At 52.6% G+C, this 20650-nt stretch carries 18 protein-coding genes and 2 pseudogenes; 14 read left to right on the top strand and 6 right to left on the bottom strand.

Features of this window, described 5'->3' with window-relative positions; all coding sequences use genetic code 11:
* The first annotated feature begins 82 nt into the window (after positions 1-82).
* The 4 genes from KGD89_RS06940 to KGD89_RS06925 all read left to right on the top strand — a co-directional run bounded on the left by KGD89_RS06940 (position 83) and on the right by KGD89_RS06925 (position 4904).
* A complete protein-coding gene (locus KGD89_RS06940; protein ID WP_025259074.1) occupies positions 83-985 on the top strand; it encodes a LysR family transcriptional regulator in 903 nt (300 codons plus the stop codon).
* A 163-nt stretch (positions 986-1148) separates the two neighbouring features.
* Positions 1149-2237, top strand: coding sequence for a dimethylsulfone monooxygenase SfnG (sfnG, locus tag KGD89_RS06935; RefSeq protein WP_025259073.1), 1089 nt, complete (start codon positions 1149-1151; stop codon positions 2235-2237).
* A 460-nt stretch (positions 2238-2697) separates the two neighbouring features.
* Positions 2698-3705, top strand: a complete 1008-nt coding sequence (locus KGD89_RS06930; protein ID WP_025259072.1) for a zinc-binding alcohol dehydrogenase family protein — start codon at positions 2698-2700, stop codon at positions 3703-3705.
* 23 nt (positions 3706-3728) lie between these two features.
* Positions 3729-4904 (top strand): L-dopachrome tautomerase-related protein, encoded by a 1176-nt coding sequence (locus KGD89_RS06925; RefSeq protein ID WP_025259071.1) that lies wholly within the window; start codon positions 3729-3731, stop codon positions 4902-4904.
* A gap of 184 nt (positions 4905-5088) precedes the next feature.
* On the opposite strand, the gene KGD89_RS06920 is transcribed toward KGD89_RS06925, so the two are convergent.
* Positions 5089-5997 (bottom strand): LysR family transcriptional regulator, encoded by a 909-nt coding sequence (locus KGD89_RS06920; protein ID WP_025259070.1) that lies wholly within the window; start codon positions 5995-5997, stop codon positions 5089-5091.
* A gap of 87 nt (positions 5998-6084) precedes the next feature.
* Between KGD89_RS06920 and KGD89_RS06915 the strand changes: the two genes are divergently transcribed.
* Entirely contained in the window at positions 6085-7170 is a 1086-nt protein-coding gene (locus KGD89_RS06915; protein WP_025259069.1) for an L-dopachrome tautomerase-related protein, read from the top strand.
* Positions 7171-7676: 506 nt separating this feature from the next.
* On the opposite strand, the gene KGD89_RS06910 is transcribed toward KGD89_RS06915, so the two are convergent.
* A protein-coding gene (locus KGD89_RS06910) for an IS3 family transposase (RefSeq protein WP_117148206.1) occupies positions 7677-8827 on the bottom strand; the annotation gives its coding sequence in 2 pieces (ribosomal slippage) (positions 7677-8593 and positions 8593-8827; 1152 coding nt in all).
* Between the two features lie 65 nt (positions 8828-8892).
* Here KGD89_RS06910 and KGD89_RS06905 point away from each other — a divergent pair.
* From KGD89_RS06905 to KGD89_RS06895, 3 genes and pseudogenes are all read left to right on the top strand, one after another.
* A pseudogene (locus tag KGD89_RS06905) lies at positions 8893-9192 on the top strand (tyrosine-type recombinase/integrase); the annotation flags it as partial.
* Between the two features lie 148 nt (positions 9193-9340).
* A complete protein-coding gene (locus KGD89_RS06900) occupies positions 9341-9697 on the top strand; it encodes a VOC family protein (RefSeq protein WP_025259067.1) in 357 nt (118 codons plus the stop codon).
* Positions 9698-9940: 243 nt separating this feature from the next.
* On the top strand, positions 9941-10153 hold the full coding sequence (locus tag KGD89_RS06895) for a hypothetical protein (RefSeq protein ID WP_025259066.1): 213 nt from the start codon (positions 9941-9943) through the stop codon (positions 10151-10153).
* A 126-nt stretch (positions 10154-10279) separates the two neighbouring features.
* On the opposite strand, the gene KGD89_RS06890 is transcribed toward KGD89_RS06895, so the two are convergent.
* On the bottom strand, positions 10280-10855 hold the full coding sequence (locus KGD89_RS06890; protein ID WP_025259065.1) for a hypothetical protein: 576 nt from the start codon (positions 10853-10855) through the stop codon (positions 10280-10282).
* A gap of 484 nt (positions 10856-11339) precedes the next feature.
* Between KGD89_RS06890 and KGD89_RS06885 the strand changes: the two genes are divergently transcribed.
* The 3 genes and pseudogenes from KGD89_RS06885 to KGD89_RS06875 all read left to right on the top strand — a co-directional run.
* Positions 11340-12845, top strand: coding sequence for an HNH endonuclease signature motif containing protein (locus tag KGD89_RS06885; protein ID WP_074569022.1), 1506 nt, complete (start codon positions 11340-11342; stop codon positions 12843-12845).
* A gap of 346 nt (positions 12846-13191) precedes the next feature.
* Positions 13192-14160: a hypothetical protein gene (locus KGD89_RS06880; RefSeq protein ID WP_025259063.1), complete on the top strand. Its 969-nt coding sequence runs from the start codon at positions 13192-13194 to the stop codon at positions 14158-14160.
* Between the two features lie 266 nt (positions 14161-14426).
* Positions 14427-14826, top strand: a pseudogene (locus KGD89_RS06875) (IS66 family transposase); the annotation flags it as partial.
* Between the two features lie 70 nt (positions 14827-14896).
* On the opposite strand, the gene KGD89_RS06870 reads toward KGD89_RS06875, so the two are convergent.
* From KGD89_RS06870 to KGD89_RS06860, 3 genes are read right to left on the bottom strand one after another with little or no spacing between them, the layout of a single operon-like run.
* Positions 14897-15247 carry a RidA family protein gene (locus KGD89_RS06870; RefSeq protein ID WP_025259062.1) on the bottom strand — a complete coding sequence of 117 codons (351 nt, stop codon included), beginning with the start codon at positions 15245-15247 and terminating at the stop codon, positions 14897-14899.
* Between the two features lie 26 nt (positions 15248-15273).
* Positions 15274-16518 (bottom strand): NAD(P)/FAD-dependent oxidoreductase, encoded by a 1245-nt coding sequence (locus KGD89_RS06865; RefSeq protein WP_025259061.1) that lies wholly within the window; start codon positions 16516-16518, stop codon positions 15274-15276.
* Between the two features lie 4 nt (positions 16519-16522).
* Entirely contained in the window at positions 16523-17941 is a 1419-nt protein-coding gene (locus KGD89_RS06860; RefSeq protein WP_025259060.1) for an aminotransferase-like domain-containing protein, read from the bottom strand.
* A 236-nt stretch (positions 17942-18177) separates the two neighbouring features.
* On the opposite strand from KGD89_RS06860, the gene KGD89_RS06855 reads away from it, so the two are divergent.
* The 3 genes from KGD89_RS06855 to KGD89_RS06845 are packed head-to-tail and all read left to right on the top strand — an operon-like array spanning position 18178 to position 20650.
* Positions 18178-19143, top strand: coding sequence for a substrate-binding periplasmic protein (locus tag KGD89_RS06855; RefSeq protein WP_236250109.1), 966 nt, complete (start codon positions 18178-18180; stop codon positions 19141-19143).
* A 56-nt stretch (positions 19144-19199) separates the two neighbouring features.
* Complete coding sequence (locus KGD89_RS06850; RefSeq protein WP_074569041.1) at positions 19200-19967, top strand: amino acid ABC transporter ATP-binding protein; 768 nt, start codon at positions 19200-19202, stop codon at positions 19965-19967.
* Positions 19968-19969: 2 nt separating this feature from the next.
* The gene (locus KGD89_RS06845; RefSeq protein ID WP_025259057.1) at positions 19970-20650 is read left to right on the top strand and encodes an amino acid ABC transporter permease; all 681 of its coding nucleotides are present in this window, start codon (positions 19970-19972) and stop codon (positions 20648-20650) included.

Below are 20650 nucleotides of genomic sequence, written 5' to 3'. Positions count from 1 at the left end.
AGTTTCCACCGGACTGCGCGTTTCACCTATGCCGCGGACCTGACAAGACCTATGCAGTAATCGCACAAATCGAAAGGTGGCAATGGACAGGCTCAAGACAATGGCCAATTTCGTTCGGATCGTCGACAGCGGCAGCCTGAGTTCGGCGGCGGATGTGACGGGACAATCGGTCGCCTCACTGGTGCGCTCGCTGGCAGCCCTGGAGCGTTACCTCGGGGTTCGCTTGCTGAACCGCAGCACCCGGCGCATGGCCCTGACCGATGAGGGCGAGGAATATCTGGCCTGGAGCCGCCGCATGCTGGCGGACTTCGATGACATGGAACAGCGGCTGGAATCCCGCGACGGCATTGCCCGCGGCCTGCTTCGCCTGACCGCTCCGGTCGAGTTCGGACAACGCTACCTGGCGCCGCTGGTCAATGCATTTCTCAAGGATCATGAGGAGATGGCGGCCGAGCTGAGCCTGAATGATCAGGTCATCCCCTTGCTTGATGAACGCCTCGATCTTGCCCTGCGCATTGGCCATCTCCCGGACTCGGCCATGGTGGCGCGCAAGGTCGGCAGTACCCGACTCGTCACCTGCGCCAGCCCGGACTACCTTCGCGCCTCTCCCGACATCGACAGCCCACAATCGCTGCGGGAACATGCCTGCATCACGCTGGCCTTCCAGGGAAAACACTGGTACTTCCGTCACAAGGAAAAAGAACTGGTTGAAGACATCGTACCGAGACTGGTCTGCAATCAGGTTCGCGCTGCCAGTCAGGCTTGTGTGCAGGGCGTGGGAATTACCCGGTTGATGCATTACCAAGTGGCGGATGAACTGGCTGATGGTCGACTGGTCAGGATTCTTCGGGATTTTGAGCCTATGGATCTACCGATCCAGTTGGTCTATCCGCACTCCCTGCAATTGTCACCGCGGGTGCGGGCTTTTGTGGAATGGGCGTGTCCGCAACTGGAAAGGCTGACGCCTGATCCGGGTGGGGAGTAAAAACTGTCTGCCCGGCAACATCTCATCAGCATTTATAGGTGAACCAAGACAGCGCCTCGATTCTCAATAAATCGTAAGCCTCTGTAATTCATGAAAATATCCAGTGGCATGCATGCTGCACTGTCGAAACGGCCATCCACTTCGTCGTTTTCGGAGATATCTCATGAGCCACTTACCTATCAAGTTCGCCTACTGGGTTCCTAACGTCAGCGGCGGACTCGTTGTCAGCAAGATCGAGCAGCGCACCCATTGGGGTATCGACTACAACCGCAAACTCGCGCAAATCGCTGAGCAATCAGGCTTTGAATACGCCCTGACACAGATTCGCTTTACTGCCGGTTACGGTGCGGATAATCAGCACGAGTCGGTGGCATTCAGTCACGCCCTGCTGGCCTCCACCGAAAAACTGAAAGTCATCGCAGCCATCCTCCCTGGGCCATGGACACCATCAGTGGCCGCAAAGCAGTTGGCGACCATCGACCAGCTCACGGCAGGCAGAGTCGCCGTTAATATTGTCAGTGGCTGGTTCAAGGGTGAGTTTCAGGCCATCGGTGAACCGTGGCTGGAACATGACGAACGTTACCGCCGTTCGGAAGAATTCATTCAGGCGCTCAAGGGAATCTGGACTACGGACAGCTTCACCTTCAAGGGCGACTTCTATCGCTTTCATGACTACACCTTGCGCCCCAAACCCATTCAACGCCCGCATCCCGAGATCTTTCAGGGCGGCAGTTCCCGTGCAGCACGGGACATGGCTGCCCGTGTATCGGACTGGTACTTCACCAACGGCAATACCCTGGAAGGCATCAAGGCGCAGGTCGACGATATCCGGGCAAAGGCCGCAGCCAACGGGCATTCAGTGAAGATCGGCGTCAACGCCTTCATCATCGCCCGCGACACCGAGCAAGAAGCGCAAGCGGTCTTGCAAGAAATCATCGACAAGGCCGACCCCGAAGCCGTAAATGCTTTCGGCGATGCAGCAAAACAGGCAGGCAAGGCCAGCCCCGAGGGAGAAGGCAACTGGGCCAAATCATCGTTCGCCGACCTAGTGCAGTATAACGATGGCTTCAAGACCAACCTTATTGGTACACCCCAACAGATTGCCGAACGAATCGTAGCGCTGAAAGCGATAGGCGTAGATCTGGTGCTGTCGGCGTTCCTGCATTTTCAGGAAGAGGTTGAGTATTTTGGGGAGCGGGTGTTGCCGTTGGTGAGGGAGTTGGAGGGAGTTGGGGCTTTGGAGAGGGTTTGACGGGGGATGATGTAGGCGGATCAGGGAGATCCGCCTGTAAACGCTCACAGGCCAATCACTGACGTCGCTAAACGAATGAAGGGTGGCAGCTACCGGCCTTTTACTCGCACACACCGGCAGACCCGAAGGTCTCCGACGCACAGCCGCCATGACACGACTTCGTACCGGAAAGGCATAAGGCGTGTTGCGAGTGTAAGGTTCGGATTGCTAAATCCGGCCGCTGATTTTGCAGCGAAGCGGCACATTAAATGCCGCAACTGACACACGCAAGCGGTCAGGATTTTCTAGGAAATTTCACTCAAGGGAAAGGGAAGATACCGGGGTAGAGATGGCTTTGTAGCCCTTGGCTGGCAGCCACTTTCAGCGATTTGCGGAAAGTCTTCCTCCGATTAGCTTGTTTTTGAGAAAGGCCAACGCGGATAACCTGAATCTACTCCCAGCTCCCACAAGGTAATGCCAAATGAAAGCCATTGTTTTCAAAACGCCAGGTTTGCCAATTCAAGACCCTCAATCACTGTTCGACATGGACTTGCCCAAACCAACACCCGGTGGTCGCGATCTTCTGATCGAGGTTCGGGCTATTGCGGTAAATCCGGTCGATACCAAAGTACGCGCTCGAAGCACCAGTGATCAGCCACAGGTGCTGGGCTGGGACGCAGTCGGTATCGTTCGCCAAGTGGGCGACGAGGTTTCGCTGTTTCAACCAGGTGATGAAGTGTTCTACGCCGGCGCTATTGATCGCCCCGGCACTTACAGCGAATTCCATCTGGTAGATGAGCGCATTGTCGGGCACAAGCCGCGTTCGCTGGATAATGCCAGTGCTGCCGCCTTGCCGCTGACCTCCATCACCGCGTGGGAACTGCTGTTTGACCGGCTGGGTATAGAAAAGGACGGCGGAAAAGGCCAAAACCTGCTGGTTATCGGCGCTGGCGGTGGTGTGGGCTCAATTCTGGTTCAACTGGCGAGCCAGCTTACCAACCTCACCGTAATTGGTACGGCCTCGCGCCCGGAAACCCAAAACTGGGTACGCGAACTGGGTGCCCATCATGTCATTGATCACTCGACTCTATTTGCTCCTCAGTTGGCGGCCTTCAAGCTGGACGCCGTTGACTACGTCATCAGCCTGACGCACACCGATACCTATTTGCCGCAGATCGTTGAGGTACTTCGCCCTCAAGGCAAGCTCGCATTGATTGATGATCCTCAGCAACTGGATGTGATGCCGCTGAAACGCAAGTCGCTGTCGTTGAACTGGGAACTCATGTTCACTCGCTCGCTGTACCACACCGACGACATGATCAAGCAGCACCATCTGCTGGAAGATATTTCACGTCTGGTCGATAGCGGCGTGATCAAAACGACTGTTGCGGAACATTTCGGCACGATCAACGCCGTTAACCTCAAACGCGCTCATGAGCTTTTGGAAAGTGGAAAAGCCAAGGGCAAGATTGTTCTGGAAGGCTTTTGAACGCCGCTGACTGACTAAAGGATATGTATATGAACTTACTTTTCAAAGCGGCTGGCGTGGCGGTAGCGGTATTTCTGGCCAACTCTGCATTCGCTGCTACTCAGAGCTCTACGGGCTCAGTTACCGACAAACTCTCCAAAATCGAACGCGTTCACGCATTCAATGGTGCGATGCCGACGGGAGTGACGGTCACCGAGAAAGGCAGGATTTTTGTTAACTTTCCCCGCTGGGGAGATGACGTGCCCTACACAGTCGCTGAAGTCGTTCAGGGGCAGGTTGTTCCGTATCCTGACCTGAAAACCAACGCAGCAGATCCACAGGATCCGGCTTCGGGCTTCATCAGTGTTCAAAGTGTCGTTGCGGACGGACAGGGTAAGGTCTGGGTGCTCGATACCGCAGCACCGAAGTTCTCCGAACCTCGCGCAGGTGGGGCAAAGCTGGTGGCGATCGATCTAGCCACCAATAAAATCGTGAAGACTGTAGTCTTTCCCCATGACGTTATTCTGCCAACGACCTACGTGAACGACGTGCGGTTTGATTTTCGGGTGGGCAAGGAAGGCACTGCATACGTAACAGACTCTTCGGTCAGTGGCCCAGGCGGAATCATCGTCCTGGATCTGGCGAGCGGTACTGCCAAGCGCCGTCTGAGCGGCGCAGCTTCCACTTCCGTTGACCAGACCTTTATCCCTGTGATCGAGGGCAAACCTGCACTCGTCACCAAGAACGCAAACGGCGAAGCCGGCCTGCTGAAGGTCGCATCCGACGGTATCGCATTGTCCAGTGACGGCCAGACGCTGTACTTCTGCCCGCTCTCGAGCAGGCATCTCTATTCGGTGCCAACCGCGCTGCTAAGTGACCCGAGCGTAACCGATGCCGAACTTGAAAAAGCCGTCGTTGATCTGGGTGAAAAGGGTGCGTCTGACGGCCTCGAAGCCGACGCCGTTGGTGCGGTGTATGCTGGTGATTACGAACACAACGCGATACGCAAGCGTCTTCCTGATGGCCATTGGCAGACCATCGTTCAGGATTCCCAAGTGCTTTGGCCGGATACCCTGTCGATTGGGCCGGATGGATATCTGTACTTCACTGCAAACCAACTGCATCGCTCTCCCGGGTTCAATGACGGGCAGGATAAACGCGTCAAGCCTTACAGCCTGATGCGAGTGAAGATCAATGCCAAGCCGGCACAAACGCATTAGTGGGTATCGTACATGCTGGTGTCTGCCTGGCTTCCTGCCAGAATTCATTTATCAGCGAACCTGATTTTATGATCAGGCACAAAAGGCTTTCGGCGCTGGAAACAGTTGATCGCGGGTTCGAGCGTCAATCGACATTGGTTGGAGATTGAAATCTACGGGGCCAAGTGCCCCGTTTTTTTCCGCATCACAAGACAAGCTTTTCAAACCGCTCGCACAGGAAGGATCGCAAGGTTTGTACGGCAGGCGTCAAAGAAGCTCTATGCGCGCAAACTAGCTGAAGCGGCGCTGGCTGACCGTAATCCGCTGGGAAAATCTCTACCAGACGCCCACAGCGAAGATCATCCATCACGTCAATTTTGGACTTGTAAACTATCCCTACGCCGGCAACAGCCCATCGGCGAACGATATCCGCATCATCGCTGATCCGATCTCCCGCTACCTGGATGGCTTTGACCCCCTCTCGCGTATGAAAACTCCACCGCTCATACGTTTGCTCTCCCATTACGTAACGCAGGCAATTATGCCCGTTAAGATCTTCGGGGGACTTGGGTACACCACGTCGTGCGAGATACTCAGGAGACGCACACACTGTTCGCCTGTTCAATGGTGCCAGCGCCAGGGACACCAGACTTGAATCTGCCAGTTGGCCATAACGGATGCTGGCATCCAGATGTTCACCAAACAGGTCTGCGACCTGATCACTTACCCGAAGATGCAGGGACACTTTGGGATGCAGCAACTGGAACTCATCAAGCCAGGGCAGTAACACGTTCCGTCCGATATCCGATGGCATAGACAATCGGATAGTCCCGGCAATTTCGTCACGCCCCTCATCCAGCGCAAACTCGCCATTTCCGAGCGCGTCCAGTGCCTGGCGTGCGTGCGAGAGATACCGTTCCCCATGCTCCGACAATCTCAACCTGCGCGTTGACCTGACGAAAAGCCTGGCTCCTAAACAGCCCTCAAGTCGCTGCACGGCTCCGCTTGCCAACGCAGGTGAGATGTCCAGGTGTCGAGCCGCCGCTGAAAAACTGCCTTCCGCTGCTGTTGTTACGAATACCTGAAGGTCATCAATACGGACTACTTTCTTCATTTTGATGAAATTCTTTACGTGGGAGCGAGGTTTTTCAGCGTACTGGGAAAACTGATAATTGCCCAATCTTAAATCAGGAGCAGGACAATGAACCTTCCCAAGCAGTTTTTGTTATCCGCCATCATGGCCGCCGTTGCGACAATTGCTCATGCGCAGACGCCGCCAGGTTTGGAGGTCGTCGCTCAATCGAGTAGCGCTGTCTGGAATGCTGTCGCAGTCGACGCCACTGGCAGCATTTTCGTTTCAGGCCCCAAATGGACAGGATCTGAAGGCCCCTCCGTGTCGAAAATCGACCAGGCAGGTCAGCCTCAGGCTTTTCCTGATGACAGCTGGAACAGCACCGACCCTGATGTCCCGGCCAATCAACGTTTTATCAGCGTTAATGCCATGCGAGTAGATGACAACGGTCGGCTGTGGATCGTGGATGCGGGCGTGAATTCCTTCGGTGGAAATGTAGTACCTGGAGGAGCGAAGGTTGTTGTCGTAGACCTGCAAACTGCGGAAGTCGTAAAGGTTATCTCGTTTGATAACAGCGTTGCTAAAAATGGCAGTTACATTGACGACATCAGGCTGAATGGCAAACATGCCTACCTTACTGATGCCGGGAATCCGGGGATCATCGTCGTGGACTTTGAAACCGATAAAGCCCGCAGAGTTTTGGAAACCAGCCCTGCAGTCCGAGCCCCCGATGATCGGGATATTGTTTTAAGCGGCAAGGTTGTCAAAGCACCTGACGGGAAAGCCTTGCGGGTACACTCAGACCCTCTTGAAGTAACCCCGGATGGAAAATGGCTGTATTTCGCTCCGCTGGAAGGGCCGTGGCACAAAATTGAGACACGCTGGCTGAACGATCCAAGCATTTCAGAAGCCGAGCTTGTGAAAAAAGTCGAATTCTGGCGCGACCTCCCACCGGTGGGCGGCACTGTTATCGACAAGCAAGGTAACTTCTACTTCAGCGATCTAGCTGACGACAGTGTGAAGCGTATTACTGTGAGCGGTGAAATTGAGCAAATCGCTAAAGACAGCCGACTTCACTGGGTAGATGCTCCTGCTTTTGACGCCCAGGGCCGGTTATATCTTCCTGCTGCTCAAGTGGATCGGGTGGGTTTGTTCAACAACGGATCGTCCAAGGTAGAGCGCCCATTGCGCGTATATCGCATAGCACCTGAATGACGTTTGCTCACAGCTAGCTCACTCACTGCTCTCAAAGAAGATGAAAAGGAGTAGTGAGTGGTTACCTTCAGGAAAATGACTCGATAACACACAGCGATCATATGGTGTCCCAGGGCAGGTTCGAACTGCCAACCTTCCCCTTAGGAGGGGGATAATTATATTTTGCACAAGGGAGCATTATGAAAAATAAACTTATAAATACCCTTTAAAATCAACAATATGAGTATCCCAAACAAAAGCTATCTTTGCACACCATTGCACCGAGCAGCTCTCCATTGCATCATAAGTAGTGACTAAAGTAGTGACTAAAAATGATGTGAAGAGAGCGCACGATGGCTGGAAATACGGCAGATAAGAAGGTATCAGTTCCTAAGCTTAACGCCATGCAGGTAGGCGCGACGCTGAGTGAAAGCTTCAGCATTCGGGGCAAGGGGGGCATATTTTTCAGGCGCGAGCCGAGTGAAAAAATCCAGGCCTATTACAAATACTGAATCGCCCCGGATTCTCTAGACACCTTGCAAGCTCATTGCGTAACGCTTTTCAAACTCTACCGGTGACAGCTGATTGTTGAAACCATGCCGGCGTTTTGCGTTGTAGAACATCTCGATGTAGTCGAACACATCGCTACGAGCATCTTGCCGCGTGGTGTAGATTCTCCGCTTGATACGCTCCCGCTTTAGAAGCTGGAAAAAGCTCTCGGCTACGGCGTTGTCATGACAGTTGCCTCGGCGACTCATGCTGGCAACCAAATTATTCGCCTTCAAAAAACTGCGCCAATCGGTGCTGCTGTACTGGCTGCCTTGGTCGGAGTGAACCATCACCTCCTGTTTCGGCTTACGCCTCCAAACCGCCATCAATAACGCATCAATGGCTAGATCACTGGTCATCTGCGACTTCATTGACCAGCCAACGACCTGACGAGAAAACAGATCCAGCACCACAGCCAAATACAGCCAGCCTTCGTACGTGCGAATGTAGGTGATGTCGGTGACCCACACTTTGTTGGGTTCTACGACATCGAACTGGCGCTTCAGTAAATTGGGTGAGGCGACTGCTGGCTTACCTCCGTACTTTCCAGGGCGTCGTCGATACCCTGTCTGAGAGCGCAGCCCCTCAAGACGCATCAGCCTCGCCACACGATGCCGACCACAATCTTCACCGACCTCGCGAAGATCATCATGGATTTTGCGATAGCCATACACTCCGCCACTCTCCAGCCATGAATGCTTAATCAAACCCAGCAATCGCTGATCATCTTTAGCGCGTGCAGATTGCGGCTCAGACAACCAGGCGTAATAACCACTGGGATGGACTTTCAGCGTCAGGCAAAGCCGTCGAATGGAATAGTCGCCCGCGCGCTGCTTGATAAAGGCGTACTTCAGCCGCACTCCTTGGCAAAGTACGCGGCGGCCTTTTTTAAGATGTCTCGCTCTTCAGTGACCCGCTTGAGTTCCGCTCGCAGTCGACGCAGTTCAGCGTGCTGGTCATCGTCTTGCTGCCGTTCTTCTTGAGGTTTGCTGTAGCGCTTTATCCACGCATAGAGGCTATGCGTCGACACACCAAGACGGGCCGCTACGTCAGCGACGGGAAGCTTCTTTTCGGTCACTTGATTGACCGCTTGGGTTTTGAATTCTTCGGGATAACGCGGGTTGCTCATGGCACCTCCTGATTGACCTCAGTTTAAGGCAAAGAGGTGTCTACGAAACCCGGGGCGATTCACTACAGGCTGGACTCAGAAATGGAGACTTCCTGTTTCCAAGTAGGCTAAGAACTTCCGAGCACCTGTCCACGCGTCAATACGCACGCATAGTGAAAGCCTGGGTAAGCTCAATCGGCCTCGACCCAGTGCCATATGGTACTCATACGATGCGTCGGACCAAGGCATCGTTGATCTATCGCAGAACGAAAAACATCAGAGCAGTACAGATACTTCTTGGTCACACCAAGCTAGAAAGCACTGTCAGATATCTTGGCATCGAAGTGGATGACGCGCTTGAGATGGCCGAGCAGACTGAAGTATGACCGGGCAACCGCGACGGGGCAGTCACCCCGTCGCTTTCGACCCATGGTGGTCACTCATGATGTAGCGACGGTAATAGACATCTGCTTCAACGCTTGGATGGCCAAATGTCCTAAACTCGCTTCCTCCAAATCAACCAAGGACGCGGCAATGGGCATGCAAGGAAAAGACCGTCAGATCGACAACATTGAGTTCAATGTCGTTGACATCGATCGAAGCAAGACCTTCTACGGAAACATATTCGGCTGGAGTTTCGTTGACTACGGCCCGACTTATACCGAGTTCAGCGACGGACGCATGAGTGGTGGATTCACTACTGGAGAGTCAGTGCGTACGGGTGGACCTTTGATCATCCTATACGCGGATGATCTTGAGCAAACCCAGCTAAGGATCAAATCAGCGGGTGCGACCATTAGTCGTGAAGTTTTTTCGTTTCCGGGTGGTCGCCGTTTCCATTTCATCGACCCCGACGGCTATGAGCTAGCCGTGTGGTCGACCTCTCCTTGATATTGACGCGAGTCCTAAACGTTGCGGCTGCACGCTTCAGGACGGCAGCAATGTCTCCTGCATTACTGAAACAGCCAGGATCGCTGTTGTTTTGTAATGTCCGCTTCTGGCCGATTGCTGCCAGTCTAGGTGCTGTGGCCAGCCAAATTCCTTTCTGCAATTACCCCAGCTCAGCCAATATCAAATCGGTCATTCGGCCTAAATAACGCACCGCTATGGTTAAAAAAGCGGAGGGGTCGTGTCATGACTGACATTCAAATAAGCGAAATGAGAGAAGCGCTGCTCGCAGTACTCAGCAAAGCGGCATCCATGGGTATCGACGTCGATTTGCTAGGCCGTTTGGCAGCCGATGAGTTGCTGGATGAGCAATCTTCAGACGGAGCCAAACCGTATGCTGCTGGTGCGGTGTATCAGTTAGCTACGTGTATAGAGCGGGTGCTGGAGCCTGACGACTAGAACCAATTTCCAAGGGTTACAGTACGCCTAGCAGACTGCTCACGATTTGGTCCGCACGTCCTTATCGGCCAAAAGCGCTCATCAGATTTCTAAGCTACCAAGGCCGATCTAGACCAACGCGTTGATCTAATCGAGCACTATTTGAACCATCCCGGTTTTCTCTAAGAATCCGGAGCCAACCAGTACCGGGCGGTGGTAACCGGTTTTAGCATCTTCTGCTTTGTTGGGCGAAACAATCATTATGCATTGGTGGGCTGGGTGCTCACCCCGGCCAAAAATTATATCCGCATGAGCCTCGGCAGTGCAGTCTAGGATTGTCCCGTCGGAAAGAGTCAACCAAACGTGGGCCTTGATGGGCTCAAAGATGTTAGTGCTGTTTAGTTCGTTCTCGACGGACTCTTTAGTCATCTCGCAATAGACATAATCATCCCAAAATCTGTCACCAATCGTGATCAGGCTTTCTAAACCAAGCTCAGTTTTCAGACGCTCCTTGAGCATTAGATGAATAGGAGCGCATTTGCCAGCCAGGTGAGAGGAGCTTTGCAAACCGGCTTGATATAAAGCGTCTCCACAGAGTTGGAAAAGTTTCTGCTTACTGCTATCCACTAATTCAACATCTAATGACAATGCTGAATTATCGATAGGTAGCCTTAAGCTCTCAGTATACGTGATGGCTTCTAATAGCCTGTCTTTATAATTCAATTTAGATTGCCAAAATATTTAGAAGAATCGGCTCGCACACCAGAAAGATGAGCCCGTAAGACCATCTTATTTGATGGCGTAGATTGTATCAACGGATAGTGTCTGCCGACCACCGCAGGGCTGGCGCCAGTAGTACTGACCCGCGTGCGCAGTCCTCTGGGGCAAAACAGACCTTCCTGTCCACCTTCATCAACTTCGGCATGCACCTGGACATCATCGTGGCTTAGCTAATGGATCGAATACCTGATTCCCGCCGGCCCATAGACCTGGCAGGCATGACCCACAGGTTCGAGCGGTGGTTGGCAGAGCAAGGTTAAGGGCGCCGGACGTCCCGCCGGCACCAGCCGTTGGCGAGCAGCTGCAATCGGCCAGCAGCGGCGTTCACTAGGGCTCGATTTTGGAGCTTGAGCGCTTTTACGAAACAAGGGACGATTCACTGCGCAGATCGACCTACAGCTCAACTCAATTTTCGGTGATTTTTGGCATGGAAACCAAGTACCTCGACATTTATCAAGCAGCAGCTTTCCTCAGCATTTCCCCCGAACTCCTTCAGTACTTCACTAGGAAAACCGTCAAATCAAATGATTCTCGGAAATTAAATTTCAAAAAAGATGGCGAGCTTTATAAATTTGAAGAAGATGAGTTAAAAGACTACGACTCATGGTTGAGAGCAAGCTGGCCCAACTCGCCCCAATCGAGCCGCCCGCATCTTCCTGACGCGATAAAACAAGAAATCCGACTTGAAGCCAACTTAGAATGTGCGCTTTGCCTAAAGTCCGGCGAAGCGGGTGAAGCTGCCCATATTGAACCAGTCAAAACTGGAAAGTGCAATCATCCACACAACCTAATATGGCTTTGTGCAAATCACCACACCAAATTTGACAACGGACTATTTGGACCTATAGGCGCAAAAAACGAAGAAGTTATCGCCATTAAAAAAGGACTTCAATACTTCAGAAGAGTCTCATGGAGTGGGCAAGCCAGCGTTCTTCAACAGATAGCTTCAGCTCTCAGCATATGCAGCGACTTGAATCGGCTGCTAGACGCACAAAATGAACCGTCACATCCTCAGCTTGAGAATATTGCAAAGCAAGTATTCGTAATAATCCCAGAGTTGGCAAAGCGATCTCATGTGGAAAGTCTAAAGCCAACTTTAGAAAAGTTGGTAACCGAGATTAAGAGGCATCAATGCTCTTCAACCTCAATAGATAAACACAAGATCAAAAACATCGCGCTGCTAGAGGATGCTTTCCTGGAAAGTAGTGATCTAGCTCATTGCCCACTATGTAAAATTAGAGGCGTAAGTCACAGCTATGACTGCCCAGTCTGCCATGGCGACGGCTCCATTGATAAGAATCTAGAGATTGACGTCACAGAGTTTGATTTAGTCCAATGCAAATTGTGCAAAGGCAGCGGTCACTACCACTGCGACTACTGCAAAGCTTGTGGCGGCGAAGGCGAAATGGAGCGTAGATTCGAGCGGGACTTCGACTACAGCCAGTTTGATCTGGTCGACTGCCCACTATGTAAAGGATCTGGTCGCTTCGACGGAGAATGCTGTCGAGTTTGCGATGGCGACAGAGCGATCATGCGCAAATACGCTGACAATATCGACACATCTGAATACGACTACGTTGACTGCCCATTATGTGAAGGCTCTGGTCGGCATAACGGAGACACTTGCTTATCTTGCAATGGAGAGCGTCAGATGCTACGCAAGTATGCCGATAGCGTAGATGTATCACAGTTTAGCAACGTGAAGTGTCCTGCCTGCAAAGGAAAGAGGCTGTTATATGGTGATGACTGCATCGCCTGTAATGGTGAAGGCTATATGCCTGCTGGACAAGCAGACCAACTAGATACAGCTCTTTACAAAATGGTAAGATGCCCTTCCTGCAAAGGTAAGAGCAAAACAAAACATTATGAATGCCGCGACTGCAACAGCGAAGGCGAGCTTTTAAAGTACTATGTAGACAAGTACAATTTCTGATATTTTGTAAAAACTGAAAGAATGAATAACCCTTGGTTTCGCCGATACCCTCAGGACTAACGGGCGGTCTGCAACGCTAATTTTGGAAAGTCTGCTCTTGGCTGTTAGCTACCCTCAGCCAAGGGTGGCTGAGGGTCGATTGCTGCTCATTGCTTCAGCCCATCGAGCGGAACGAAGAAAAGACTCCTTGCACAGGAGCTACAAGCATTTTTTCAAGTGCTGATCCAAAATATGGGCGGATGACGAAAAATTTTGGCACTATTATTTCGCTTCAGACCGAGGCAGAAAGGGTACGCGCGCGCACGATCAGTCACGCATCCTGAGGACTCTAGTAAGGAGAGCAGCTATGCCAGATTTCGGTTTTTTAGATCACGACGGAAGGTTTGGAGCATTTTGGTATGATTCGGAGGAGAAAATTACCGTTTTTTTACCACACAAAAGCCCACAAATAATGGAAGGTTCGATAGCTCATTGGAAAAGACATGGGGAATATGAAGGCACACCCGGGGATAAGGTAAAATATCCTTTAGAATTTAACGCTGCTGCGCTTGTCACAGCACAAGCGAACTGCTACATGCGGAAGGAAACAGTGCGGCCGCTGGCTATTCCCCGAGGACACTACTATCCCAGAGTATGGCGAGGGATCCCCCCTAGGCACATGTTAGATAGTGGTTACAACGGGCTAGCACTCAACGATGACGAGCAAAAAACTAAAACGAAAAATGCTCTATCCGCCGCTAGTCTATTTGAGGAAATGAACACCTTGTTCAGAAGTGTCGAACCTAGTTCGGCCAATGACGCCACTTTCGGACACAAGATACGCGAGCTGCTTATTTTGGCATGCACCGAGGTAGAAGCCAACTGGAGAGGTGTCTATCAGTCGAACACATCTAGCTCGAAAAAGCCCGATGGAACAAGGGACTATATTAAGTTGATGCCACTGTTGCGGCTCGATGAGTGGGTTGTATGTCTGAAGAACCATCCCGACTACCCTGAACTCAAGCCATTTGAAAATTGGAATGACTCGGAAGGGATGACCACACGAAGCTTGGCTTGGTATAACTCCTACAATGCAGTCAAGCATGACAGGGAAAGAGAATTTAACCAAGCTACTCTTGGCTCGTTGATTATGGCAATGGCCGCAATCCATGTTTTGCAGGTGGCTCAGTGGGGGCCAGGTTTATATCTTCGTTTTCAAGGGAATCAGTTCTCAATTTTCGAAACGGTCACAGTGCCTGAGTATAAAGCGCATGAGCAGTATATTTTGGTTGAAGCTGGGCTCCGCCCGAGCCAGAGAATAATGTACTTCGGATAACCTACAGGTGCTCAACAGTCGAGCTTCACTTTCTGGCCGACTTTAGGGGATACGGAGGGGCTGCTTTGGGTCGACTCCAGCCGGTCGAGGGCATGCGATGCTCCGGTCAAGTCTCGTGTAAAGGCCTGGTCACGTCGAATGCAAATGATTGGTCAGTGGCAATGCAAACGGGTGGTCAATTGGTCCACTAATGACATTACCCGGCCAGAATCGGACATCAAAGGTACCCGTCTGCCCAACTCATCTATAGCCGGTGGCTTTAGACCTTACAGCAGGAAAAAGCAGCACCAATCGCCGACGCATTTCATGCTTGATGATCGCCCAAAGACAGCTAGCGCCTTAGGAATCGGCCATCGCCAAAGCCTTGGATTACTGCCTCAAACGCTGGGTAGCTCTGACGCGCTACCTGCAAGATGATGCTGTGCCCATCGACAACAACCAGATCGAGACCTGATCCGGCCGTGGGCGCTTGGGCGGTCTAACTGGTTGTTTGCGGGATCGCTGCACAGCGGCAAGCGGGCGGCGGCGATTATGAGTTTGATCCAGTCGGCGCGCATCAATGGGCATGACCCGTATGCTTATCTAAAGGATGTCCTCACACGGTTGCCGACGCAGCGAGCCAGTGAAATCGAGCAACTGCTGCCGCATCAGTGGGTATCTCGCTGATCTGTGCAAGTTGTGTTCGCTGGCCGCTTACCGTAATTCGCTCACTATGATTATCTTCTTTTGCGTAGCTTTAGGCTTTAGCGGCGCTGACAAGCAATTCTACCAGCAATCGCGAATCAGCCAGCTTTGCCTCACCACACGCTCGTGCTGGTGCATGCCCTTCTGGTATCCAAGCGTCCCAGACTTCGTTCATCGCGTCAAAGTCAGCCATGTCAGCCAACCAAATAGTCACTTGCAGCAGGTGCTCACGCGAGGAGCCGGCTTCCTTTAGCAACTCATCCACTCGCGATAATGCAGTACGAGTCTGATCTGCAACTGATTCATGCTCGTCTCCGACCTGGCCTGCCAAATACACTGTCTCGCCATGAATCACGATTTGGCTCATTCGTGTGCTGGTATGTTTGCGCGTGATGGTGCTCATCAAAACTCTCCTATGGAATCTATCGCTTAAAATCTGCTGACCGAGAAATGCTCTAGCCAGTCAGGGGCCTTTCCTGCAATGCATTGGGCTACTAGCTCGCCAGTTGCACCTGCCAGAGTTAACCCAAGGTGCTGATGACCAAAGGCATAAATTACTCGGGGATCATTTGGCGAAGGCCCAATCACTGGCAGGGAATCCGGAAGGGATGGGCGGAAACCCATCCATTGGCGTACTACCGGCGCAGTGATGCCCAGAACACGACGTACGTGGCGCTCCAAATAGTCAAATCTTTTAGGGTTCGCAGGGTCTTTGATTGAGCCCAACTCGACAGTGCCCGCCACTCTCAGGCGGCCCTCCATCGGTGTCATATAAAATGCGCTCTCAACAGGGCAGCAGGGTCTACTGACCAAAGGCTGATCCATATCAAACTCGATGTGGTATCCACGCTCTGTATCCAGTGGGACGCGATCACCCAGCTGGGCTGCCAGCAACGCTGACCACGCGCCACTGCATACAACTATTCGGTCTGCCTTGAAGGTTTCACCGCTGGTGCCGGACAGCGTCACACCGTCAGCCCCCGACTTTATTCCCGTGACTGTGGCGTTGATGAATGAGCCATCGGTGATCAGAGGCGCTGCGAGTGCCTCGATGAACCCTTTAGGATCGTTCATGTGAGATGAGTCTGGAAACATCAGGCCTGCAACAGACTTGCCCGCCAGTGCAGGCTCCAGTTGATCAACTTCGGAAGCCGTGAGTACTTGCTGAGAAATTCCCAAGGAACGGCGCCATTCAATGGCTTGCCGGGCTCCTGCAAACCCCGCATCCGTGCCGTAGCTATAAAGGCATCCGTTGTGGCTCAGACGCCGATTCGCTTCCGGGCATTGATCCAAAAGTGGCGCATAACCGGTGTAAACGTTTTGGAGAATCTGATGCAGGGCTCTTGAGTTCGCCTCGAACCGTGAGGTTCTGCATTCGTTAAGAAACCTGAGCAACCAGGGCATCAACTGAGGTAACCGAGCCCAGTTAATGACGAAAGGTGATTCAGACGAAAACAGTAGTGACGGTAGCGACGTCAGTATCGAGGGTTGAGCGATAGGCATCACGCCGTAAGGCGCTAACGTTCCCGCGTTGCCAAACGAGGCACCCGAAGCAATGGAGTCGCGCTCTATCAGTAAGACCTTGTAGCCTTGGCGTCGAAGCCACAAGGCGGTTGAAACGCCAACAACTCCGGCACCAATGACGGCCACATCACCTTTGATAGTCTGTGTCATCTGCTCAGATCCGGTTGTGCATATGGAGGTGACCCTGCCGGGCGAGCTGGCTTATCACCTTCAACGCTTTAACGAGGTGCTCTCGGGAAAGGGCTGCCGAGATATTGATCCGCACCGCTTGAGGTGAAAGCTCTGACCTTAGGGTGAATGCTCCTCCAGCAAGCAAGATCACGCCTCGTTCCTGGCACAGGAGCGCAAAGCGTGAGCCAATCCATGGCTCAGGCAAAATGAGCCACGCATGGGTGCCTGTCGGGCTGTTTTGAAATTCAAGGCCATTCAGATGTTCGGCGAGCAATGACTGCCGTGCACGTAGCTCTTCTTTTTGCTCAGTGACCAGTTGTTCCGCGTGACCTTCTTCGATCAATCTCGCCGCAATGAGCGATGTCAGCGGAGATGTGCTCCAGCAATCGATTCGTTGCATCGTCGATATGTCCTGGACCAACTGCGGTGGAGCAAGAACAAACCCCATCCGCAGTCCCGGCGCAATGCATTTTGAAAGAGCGGAAATGTAGATCGTCCTGTCAGGCAGCAGGCTCACAAATGGAGGCGGAGAGCTATCCAGCAAAGGGCGATATACGTCGTCTTCGATCACCAGCAGGTTGGTCTCCCGAATCACCGCTGCGAGTTCTTCCCTGCGCTCCTGGTCCAACGTAATGGCTGTTGGGTTCTGAATAGAAGGGACCAAAAAAACAAGGCGCGGATCATATTCGTCGCAGGCGTTTTTTAGGGCCTCTGGTGACATTCCTCTAGCATCAGCGTCGACGCCAATCAGTACCAAACCAAGTGACCGACATAGGGCGTTAATACCCTGATAGGTCACACTATCGGCCAGCACAATGTCGCCTGCATTCGTCAGGCTTCTAAGAGTGCTCGCAATCCCATGCTGGGCGCCTTCGACAATCAACATTCGTGATGCTTCTGCGGGTACGCCTGTATGGCATAACCACTGGGCAGCTGCTTCGCGCGCCCAAAGAGGTCCTTCTGAAGGATGGTAGTCCTTCATGTCGATGAAGCGCGGATCTGTGTGGAGTCGAGGTAGCAGCGCTGCCAAAACTCGATTGAATCCTGTTGTCGCGGGTCGGTTGACGCTCAGATCGACGGTGTCTGGATCATTGCTCGGCGCGGATTGGAATTGAGCTGCGGGATGGCGAGGAAGTGCTACCTGGGTTCCGCGACCAGGCCGACTCTGTACCAGTCCTTTCTGCTGAAGGACCGCCATGGCTCGGGTCACGGTGGTGATGTTTAACCCGAGCACACTTGCAAAGTCTCTATGCGGTGGTAAGCGGTCACCCGGCTGCACTTTGCCACTCTCGATAGCGTCCGTTAAAGCGTCTGCAAGCTGCGCATAAAGCGTCTCACTATTGCCTCGCTGCAAAGCGGCGCTGGCTTTCAGGTCGTCTAGTAATTGGTCAGATGCATTCACGGCGTGCCTTTCCTTTTTGTCATGCTTGTAACGCATCAAGCGAGACAATTAACAATGTTGTATTGGTTTTTATCCGATAAAACGACCGTTGACAAGCAAAAAAACTGTCATTAAGGTGGATATTGTAATGCTTGTCATGGTTGCAAAAAAGACCAGCTGCCACGTCCAGCCTGGATCGAGACCCACGTAACAACCAAACCCACACTGCCAAGCTCATCATTTTTCGTAGGTGATCTATGTCTGACTCAAAATTTGTTACGCAGGGCTTCTCCAGACGCGGCTTTCTCAAAGCGACAGGCTACGGCTCAATGGCTGCTATCGCATTGGGAGCCCTGGGTCCAATGTCCAAAGTTTTCGCAGCGGGTGAGCCAATCAAAACCATCCGCCCCGGTTATCTGACCGCTGCGTGCCTTGGGGAAATGCCCTTGGGCGCTGTGCGTGATGGAATTCCTGTTGGCACTGACCTTGAGTTGCTTAAAGTTATTGCCGACCGACTAGAGCTGAAGCTGGATGTTCAGACCATGGGCTTCCCAGCGGTTGTTGAGGCCGTTCGTTCAGGTCGTGCAGATTGGTTCGGCGGTAACTTTGCCTGGAACCCCATGCGGTCGAAAATTTTGCTGCTGACTGACTCGGTTTTCTACACCAGCGCCTACCTGCTGATGCGTGATGAAGAGCCTTTTACTGCGTCAATGACGGTGGATGATCTAAAGGGTCGCACCATCGGTAGCTATACCGGCTACTTCTCGATACCTGACATGAAAAAAGTGCCGGGTGTGAAAGAGGTCAAGCTGTATGACGGTACTGATGCCTGCCTTCGTGATGTCCGGGCCGGGCGCCTAGACTTTGCTGTGCTCGACGCCCCAACCATCGACTACATGATCCTTCAGGACCCGAGCCTGAAGCTGAAGCAAGTACCTATCGTTTTCGATGAAAAATACCCAGCCTTGACCGGCAAGTTCGAGGCGATCTGGGGCATTCATCCGCAAAACCAAGACCTGTTCGATGCCGTCAACCAAGGTCTTCGCTGGATGAAGTCTACTCATCAGATCAAGCCTATCCTCGCCAAATACGGCATCAAAAATGACGACTATCTTGTGCCGATGGCCAAGGATGGTCGACTCGGCGTAGACCGAGATGAGAAAGGCAATGTTATCGGACCTTTCAAGCACGAACCTCGCGACTTTAGCCAAGCCTTCGCCTGAAACAGCGCTGCTTTTAACACCTGCCTCATCACTGACGGATAACGCTCATGGCTGTAATGAACCCACTGGTGCGCGTCGAGGGTTTACACAAATCCTTCGGCAGTTTGAACGTACTCAAAGGCATCGACCTTACCGTGCAACAGGGCCAGAAGATTTCGCTCATTGGACCCAGTGGGTCTGGCAAGACCACGTTACTTCGCTGCATCAATTATCTGGAGGAGCCCACTCAGGGCAGTATCTACCTGGATAACGAGCTGATCGGCCAGCGGCTCGTGGGTAACCGCAAGGTGCCCATGGGTGACAAGGATCTGGCCCGGATGCGTGCCGAAATGGGCATGGTCTTCCAGCGCTTCAATCTGTTCCCGCACCTTACCGTCCTGGAGAACATCATCCTCGGCCCCATGAAGGTACAGAAACGCGAGAGGAGAGAGGCAGTCGCTCATGCTGAAGAGCTTTTGAAGAAAGTCGGCATGCTAGCAAAGCGTGATGCCTACCCTGAGCAGCTTTCTGGTGGGCAGCAGCAACGGATCGCAATAGCGCGCTCGTTGGCAATGCGACCCAAGCTGATGCTGTTTGATGAGGCGACTTCTGCGCTCGACCCGGAGTTGGTCGGTGAAGTGCTGAACGTGATGCGAAGTCTTGCGGATGAAGGGATGACGATGATTATCGTCACTCATGAAATGCGTTTTGCTGAAAGCGTTTCTGATCATGTGGTGTTCATGGCCGATGGGAACATCATCGAGCAGGGGCTTCCTCGGCAGATTTTCCATGACAGCGAACTCGAACGGACTCGCTCGTTCATTCGAGCCGTTCAGGAGCACTGATCATGGTTGATAGCAGTGCCTTCGGCAAAGCCTTCGAGATGTTGCCGTATTTTCTGAACGTGCTCGGCGTAGGCGCGCTGACCACAGTCGGGTTGACCTTGGCTGCTTTCGTAGTCGCCGCAGTGCTAGGTTTTTGTCTGGCGTTGATGCGGCTTTCACGCCACCGTACGCTGGGTGTTCTCGCAAGCTGCTACCTGGAGATATTTCGCAATATCCCGATCCTGACGCAGCTGTTTATCCTGTATTTCGGCCTTACCTACATAGGCATCACATTACCTGCCGTCGGAGCCGCCATCATCGGGTTCGGACTGAACGGTGCCGCGATCCTGTCCGAGGTTTTCAGGTCCAGCATCAAGACTATCGACAAAGGACAGGCCGAAGCGGCGTATTCCATCGGAATGACTCGCAGCATGGCAATGCGCATCATCGTGCTGCCCCAGGCTTTCAAGATTTCCATTCCCGGGATGGCGAATTTTGCCATCGGTTTGCTCAAAGACACCTCATTGGCATCCGCTGCGGCGGTTCCAGAGATGACCTTCAAGGCAAAAATGCTGGTGAGTGAAACCTATCAAACCAACCTTATCTACTTTCTGCTGGCGATCATCTACCTCGCGTTGAGCCTGTTTATTGCCTATTGGGCCTCTCGTACCGAGCGCCGCTTGAACGTCGTCAAGGAGAACTGA

The organism is Pseudomonas cichorii (assembly GCF_018343775.1).
GTDB classification, from domain to species: Bacteria; Pseudomonadota; Gammaproteobacteria; order Pseudomonadales; family Pseudomonadaceae; genus Aquipseudomonas; species Aquipseudomonas cichorii.
This window is presented reverse-complemented; position numbering and strand designations above follow the sequence as displayed.

Bases quoted from the DNA above. Each gene is read 5' to 3' on its own strand.
- KGD89_RS06900 (WP_025259067.1), top strand. From the start codon at position 9,341: ATGGGCATGCAAGGAAAAGACCGTCAGATCGACAACATTGAGTTCAAT.
- KGD89_RS06925 (WP_025259071.1), top strand. From the start codon at position 3,729: ATGTATATGAACTTACTTTTCAAAGCGGCTGGCGTGGCGGTAGCGGTA.
- KGD89_RS06850 (WP_074569041.1), top strand. From the start codon at position 19,200: ATGAACCCACTGGTGCGCGTCGAGGGTTTACACAAATCCTTCGGCAGT.
- sfnG (WP_025259073.1), top strand. From the start codon at position 1,149: ATGAGCCACTTACCTATCAAGTTCGCCTACTGGGTTCCTAACGTCAGC.
- KGD89_RS06885 (WP_074569022.1), top strand. From the start codon at position 11,340: ATGGAAACCAAGTACCTCGACATTTATCAAGCAGCAGCTTTCCTCAGC.
- KGD89_RS06855 (WP_236250109.1), top strand. From the start codon at position 18,178: ATGTCTGACTCAAAATTTGTTACGCAGGGCTTCTCCAGACGCGGCTTT.
- KGD89_RS06865 (WP_025259061.1), bottom strand. From the start codon at position 16,518: ATGACACAGACTATCAAAGGTGATGTGGCCGTCATTGGTGCCGGAGTT.
- KGD89_RS06870 (WP_025259062.1), bottom strand. From the start codon at position 15,247: ATGAGCACCATCACGCGCAAACATACCAGCACACGAATGAGCCAAATC.
- KGD89_RS06930 (WP_025259072.1), top strand. From the start codon at position 2,698: ATGAAAGCCATTGTTTTCAAAACGCCAGGTTTGCCAATTCAAGACCCT.
- KGD89_RS06845 (WP_025259057.1), top strand. From the start codon at position 19,970: ATGGTTGATAGCAGTGCCTTCGGCAAAGCCTTCGAGATGTTGCCGTAT.
- KGD89_RS06920 (WP_025259070.1), bottom strand. From the start codon at position 5,997: ATGAAGAAAGTAGTCCGTATTGATGACCTTCAGGTATTCGTAACAACA.
- KGD89_RS06895 (WP_025259066.1), top strand. From the start codon at position 9,941: ATGACTGACATTCAAATAAGCGAAATGAGAGAAGCGCTGCTCGCAGTA.
- KGD89_RS06940 (WP_025259074.1), top strand. From the start codon at position 83: ATGGACAGGCTCAAGACAATGGCCAATTTCGTTCGGATCGTCGACAGC.
- KGD89_RS06915 (WP_025259069.1), top strand. From the start codon at position 6,085: ATGAACCTTCCCAAGCAGTTTTTGTTATCCGCCATCATGGCCGCCGTT.
- KGD89_RS06880 (WP_025259063.1), top strand. From the start codon at position 13,192: ATGCCAGATTTCGGTTTTTTAGATCACGACGGAAGGTTTGGAGCATTT.